The organism is Aerococcus sp. L_32 (genome assembly GCF_050689315.1).
Genome location: NZ_JBOEQF010000130.1, coordinates 1 through 6,027, shown reverse-complemented (window position 1 = coordinate 6,027; position 6,027 = coordinate 1). Strand labels below are relative to the sequence as shown.

The 6,027-nt window shown below is 40.5% G+C and carries 6 protein-coding genes; all 6 read left to right on the top strand.

Going from position 1 to position 6,027, the window contains the following annotated elements; genetic code table 11:
- Positions 1-1,345 (top strand): CTP synthase (locus ACRCJ0_RS08675; protein WP_431390199.1); only part of this gene is annotated, 1,345 nt, incomplete at its 5' end.
- Positions 1,346-1,740: 395 nt separating this feature from the next.
- Positions 1,741-2,448, top strand: a complete 708-nt coding sequence (pyrF, locus tag ACRCJ0_RS08670; protein WP_431387321.1) for an orotidine-5'-phosphate decarboxylase — start codon at positions 1,741-1,743, stop codon at positions 2,446-2,448.
- Positions 2,449-2,460: 12 nt separating this feature from the next.
- Entirely contained in the window at positions 2,461-3,102 is a 642-nt protein-coding gene (gene pyrE, locus ACRCJ0_RS08665) for an orotate phosphoribosyltransferase (protein WP_059349251.1), read from the top strand.
- A 129-nt stretch (positions 3,103-3,231) separates the two neighbouring features.
- A complete protein-coding gene (locus ACRCJ0_RS08660) occupies positions 3,232-4,542 on the top strand; it encodes an MFS transporter (RefSeq protein ID WP_431387322.1) in 1,311 nt (436 codons plus the stop codon).
- Positions 4,543-4,712: 170 nt separating this feature from the next.
- Entirely contained in the window at positions 4,713-5,081 is a 369-nt protein-coding gene (locus tag ACRCJ0_RS08655) for a YbaN family protein (RefSeq protein ID WP_431387323.1), read from the top strand.
- Positions 5,082-5,100: 19 nt separating this feature from the next.
- The coding region (locus ACRCJ0_RS08650; RefSeq protein WP_431390198.1) for an FAD:protein FMN transferase at positions 5,101-6,027 on the top strand (927 nt) is incomplete at its 3' end.

Below are 6,027 nucleotides of genomic sequence, written 5' to 3'. Positions count from 1 at the left end.
TTCAAACGTAACAACTGGTAAAATTTACTCTGAAGTTATTAACAAAGAACGTCGCGGGGACTACTTAGGGGCAACTGTCCAAGTAATTCCACACATTACCGACTCAATCAAAGATAAAATCTTGCGTGCCGGTGATACAACAGGCGCCGACGTCGTAATCACTGAGGTTGGTGGGACTGTTGGGGATATCGAATCAACACCATTCGTTGAAGCGTTACGTCAAATGCGTTCACAAGTTGGTGCAGATAATGTTTGTTATATCCACACAACTTTACTGCCATATATCGCAGCAGCTGGTGAGTTGAAAACAAAACCTACGCAACACTCTGTGAAAGAATTACGTGGTATGGGGATTCAACCTAATATCTTGGTTGTACGTTCAGAACACCCACTACCAGACGGTATGACTGCGAAAATCGCTCAATTCTGTGACGTTGAAGAAGACGCCGTTATCGAAAACCGTGATGTAGAAACAATCTACACACTACCATTGCGTCTACAACAAGAAGGTTTAGACGATAAAGTATGTGAAGTATTAGGTCTAGACGAAACACCAGAAGCTGATATGCGTGAATGGCGTAACCTTGAAAACCGTGTACTAAACCTATCCAAGAAAGTGAAAATCGCTTTAGTAGGTAAATACGTATCGCTTCAAGACGCTTACCTATCAGTAGCAGAATCATTACGTCACGCCGGCTATGCCCATGACGCAGAAATCGACATCGATTGGATCGACTCTGAAACCATTACTGCGGAAAACGTACAAAAGATCCTTGGCGATGCTGACGGTATCTTAGTACCAGGTGGATTTGGTAACCGTGGTATTGAAGGTAAAATCCAAGCCATCAAATATGCACGTGAAAACAATGTACCATTCCAAGGTATCTGTTTAGGTCTACAAGTGGCTTCTATTGAGTTTGCACGTAACGTCTTAGGTTATACTGATGCCAACTCTACAGAAATCAACCCAAATACTGAACACCCAGTAATCGACTTGATGACAACACAATCAGGACTAGAAAACTTAGGTGGGACACAACGTTTAGGTTTATACCCATGTGCCCTTAAAGAAGGTTCTAAAGCACGTGAATTATACAACGATGAAGCCTTAGTTGAAGAACGCCACCGTCACCGTTGGGAATTTAACAATGCTTATCGCGAAGAATTCGAAGCGGCTGGTATGGTCTTCTCTGGAACATCTCCAGATGGTAATTTAGTGGAAATCGTAGAAATTCCAGAACATCCATTCTTTGTGGCATCTCAATTCCACCCAGAATTTATTTCACGTCCAGACCGTCCACAAGCAATCTTTAATGGATTCATTGGCGCTGCCTTAGAAGCATAAGTAATAATAAGATAAAAATGCAAATTATCCGTTCTTTTTGTACGTTTCGTATAAAGGAACGGATTTTTTATTGGTAAGATAATTGATTTGCCAGTCTTTACTAGTAAATGTAAATATTTATTAAAATATATGTTGACTCTTTCTTCCTAAGTCGGTACAATAGCCAACAGAGTAAAAACAGGGGAAACTGCACTAGCGTAAGGATGCCCTGCACATAAGAGCTGTTCGCTCACAAGAATAACCATTTTATTTTGTCAGTGAACAAATTTTAAGACCAGCATCCGCTAGTATATAATCAGCAACCTTGTTTCGTTGTTGGTTATTTTTTTTGCCCATTTTTAGATAAATGAGACAAAAATGAAGAAATAACAGAAAAATATGAGAGGAAGTGCCATGTGGATCCGAAGAAACCAATTATTGCCTTAGATTTTCCTAATCAAGAAGAGGTATTTGCGTTCCTTGATCAGTTCCAAGGTCAACAATTAAATGTAAAAGTAGGTATGGAATTGTTTTATGCTGGTGGGACAGCTTTCTTAAAAGAGTTACAAGCAAAAGGCCACGATATATTCTTAGACTTGAAATTACATGATATTCCAAATACGGTTGAGCGTGCAATGGCTATTTTAGCCAGTACTGGTGTTGCAATGGTCAATGTACATGCGGCAGGTGGGAAAGAGATGATGCAAGCAGCGCTTCGTGGTTTAGAGGCAGGTTCGACAGGTAAACGCCCGATGTTAATTAGTGTCACTCAATTAACGTCCACTTCTACTGAACAAATGAACGAAGAACAAGGGATTCCAGGTGAAGTATTGGATTCAGTATTGCGCTACGCTAAATTAACGAAAGAAGCAGGACTTGATGGTGTGGTTTGTTCGCCACTTGAAGCGGCGGCTATTAAAGAGGCTTGTGGGGAAGACTTCCAAACGATTACACCGGGTATCCGCCTAGCGACTTCTGTTGCGGATGACCAAAAACGGATCATGACGCCAAGCCAAGCAGCCCAAGGTGGTTCTGACTACATCGTGGTGGGACGACCAATTACACAAGCGGATAACTCAAAAGTAACTTATGATCAAATCACAGCTGATTGGTCTGGACAATAAGGAGGGTACAAGATGACAGTAGAAAAAGCGGATTTAGTAGCACAAAAATTACTAGAAATTAAGGCAGTAAACTTTAGCCCTGAGGCACCATATACATGGGCAAGCGGACTTAAAGCCCCGATTTATACAGATAACCGACTAATCATGTCATACCCAAGTGTGCGTTCAACAGTGGAAGATGCTTTGGCTGAATTAATCAAAGAAAACTTCCCTGACGTAGATGTGATTGCAGGGACAGCAACTGCTGGTATTCCTCATGCAGCCTTTGTAAGTGAACGCTTAGATTTACCAATGATTTATGTGCGCTCTTCTGCCAAAGACCACGGTAAACAAAACGCCATTGAAGGTGCTTTAGAAGCGGGCGCAAAAGTAGTGATCATTGAAGACTTGATTTCAACAGGTGGAAGCGTCATTACAGCTGCTGACAAGATTCAAGAAGCAGGCGGAGAAGTCATTGCAGCAGTAGCTATTTTTGACTATTTATTAGCAGCTTCAAAAGATGCTTTCGAACAAGCTGGCTATCCTTTAATGACCTTGACAAACTACGTGAAGATTTTGGATTACGCAGCGAAAGATCCTAAATTATCACCACATTATGACAAGTTGATGGAATGGTACAAAGACCCTAAAGCTTGGTCTGAAAAACACGGTTAAGTTGACCTAACCTATTATACAAATAACAGCTTTACCGGATTTACAACCTTATTTTTTTTTGCCCATTTTTATTTTTATGGTGATTAAATGAGGGAATTACACCAGTTTTACCAAAAAAGGAGCACAAAAATGGAAAAAACAATCGAAAAAGATACAAGAAGAGATGCATTACAAGCGGAAGATCACAAATTAAACAAATCGCAACGTAATGCCTTGATTGCTGCTATTGTTGCATCAGGGACAGATGATTTGAACGTGATGTTCTTATCATTTTCAATGTCATCTATCATCAGCCAACTAGGGATTTCAAGTGTAGCTGCCGGCTGGATCGCGACAATTACCAACTTAGGGATGTTAGCTGGAGGTTTACTATTCGGGGTCTTAGCTGACCGTTGGGACAAAATGAAGGTTTTCTACTTAACGATTCTAACTTTCTCTATCGCAACGGCCTTAATCTTCTTCACGCCAAATATTCAATACCTATACCTATTACGCTTTATCGCGGGTATCGGGGTTGGTGGTGAGTACGGAGTAGCGATTTCCATCATGGCTGGACTTGTGCCGGCTAAACAGTTAGGGAGGATTTCATCCTTAAATGGGATTGTTGGTCAAATCGGTTCCATCAGTTCGGCACTTCTAGCAGGTTTTATCGTGCCAACACTTGGTTGGAGAGGCTTATTCCTGTTCGGTATCTTACCAATCCTAGTGGTGGTATGGGCGAAATTAACTATTAAAGAAGATGAATTAGGGATTAATACAGATGAAGTCACAGAAGACCTAGTAGATATTAATGAAAATGATAAACCTTCTATTAGCGAATTATTTAAGACACCAGGGCAAACCTATCAAACAATTATCTTAATGGTAATGACAACTGTACAAATTGCTGGTTATTTTGGCATGATGAACTGGTTACCAACTATTATGCAAGAACAAGTTGGGGTAACTGTTTCAGGTTCATCTACTTGGATGGTAACGACGATCTTGGGTATGTGCCTGGGAATGCTGACATTTGGGCAAATTTTAGATAGATTAGGGCCAAGATTGTCTTATGGTATGTATTTAATTGCATCAGCAGTTTCAGTTTACTTGTTCACTTTTGCCAACTCGGCTATGACCATCTTAATCGGTGGTGCCGTCGTTGGTTTCTTCGTAAACGGGATGTTCGCCGGCTACGGGGCAATGATTTCACGTCTTTATCCATTTAAAATCAATGCGATTGCCAACAACACGATTTTAAACGTTGGACGCGCAGTCGGTGGGTTCTCGTCAGTGATTATTGGTTTCATCTTAGATGCTTCTGGTGTGGGTATGGTCATGCTTTTCTTAGCCAGCCTTTACCTAGTCAGCTTTATCGCTATGATGAGTTTGCCACAACTAAAACAAGCCAACTATGAACAACATCAATTAAATATTCGTCATAAGGCGCTAGATAAGTAATACAATTTGGTTCAAGTTTGATAATAAAATAAGACATATTTTAGAGGGTGCAACACAAATGTTGTACCCTCTTTTTAGTATTTGGATATTCGTTGACGAAATAATTGTAATTTGGTAATTTGAGGTAGACCTATCATGTGAATTTTTTTCTCAAGAAGTGAGGGATGGAAATGAGGACTATTAAAGAGAAGGTTTTTCTAATATTGGGCTTGTTAAGTGTGGTCCTAGGGAGTGTAGGCGTCATATTACCTGTTCTACCGACAACCCCTTTCTTGTTGCTTGCTGGCTGGTTTTTCACGCGAAGTTCACCGCAATTTAAAAACTGGTTAGAATCTACTCGTTTGTATGAACGGTATGTTGGCGAATTTAAGCGACAAGGTGGTATCAGCAGGCGCAAAAAAATTCATATCCTAATGACAACTTATCTTGTGATGGGTTTATCAATGTTACTTATGCCTTTAAGAGGTGTACAAATTTTTGTAAGCGTTTGTGGTTTAGTTTTTGGTTACTGTCTACTATTTAGGGTGGAAGAGGTTTAAGGAGTTGGAGGCTAGTGATTTGGACTTTGAGCAACGGCATTCTATAAATTTGATGGGTACGACGATTGACCTAATGGTTGACCATCCAAATAGTCATTCTTTATTACTTGCTGCAGTCCAGCGTTTGTTTCAATTGGAAGCGCGTTTTTCAGCGAATGACCCATCTTCTGAATTAATGGCGGTTAATCAAATGGCTGGATTAAATGCTGTATGCGTTCATCCAGAGCTATTTCATCTCATTCAAATTGGTAAAAAAGAGAGTGTTGCATCGGGACGAAAGCTAAATATAGCTATTGGCCCTTTAGTTAACTTGTGGCGGATTGGTTTTTCGGATTATCGTAAACCTAGCCAGCAAGAGATTGATGATCGGCTGACTTTAGTAGACCCGAATGAAATTCATCTGGATGAAATAGAGAAAACAGTTTACCTTGCTAAGCCAGGTATGTCGATTGATCTAGGTGCACTTGCAAAAGGGTATGCGGCAGATCAAATTATCGCCTATTTCAAAGATCAAGGCGTAACCAGAGCATCTATTAATCTTGGTGGTAACCTTAGATTCTATGGCCATCGACCCAATTATGCAGAAAGTACACAATGGCGTATAGGTATCCAGGATCCCGACCAAACGCGTGGTTATAACAAGGCCATTGTCGATTTAAGTAACCAATCAGTTGTAACGTCTGGGGATTACGTACGCGTATTCGAACAGGATGGGCATCTTTACCACCATATTTTAGATTCTACAAATGGTAAGCCCTTTCAAGCGGATGTTCGCAGTGTCACTGTGGTAAGTGAATCTTCATTAGATGGTGAAATTTGGACTACTCGATTGTTTCCCCTATCTAAGGAATCAATTATCCATCAAGCAGAACAAATAGAACAGATTGAAGTGTTGGTTGTTGACCAACAGGGACAAGTCACCTATACATCTGGTTTAGAGGGCAAG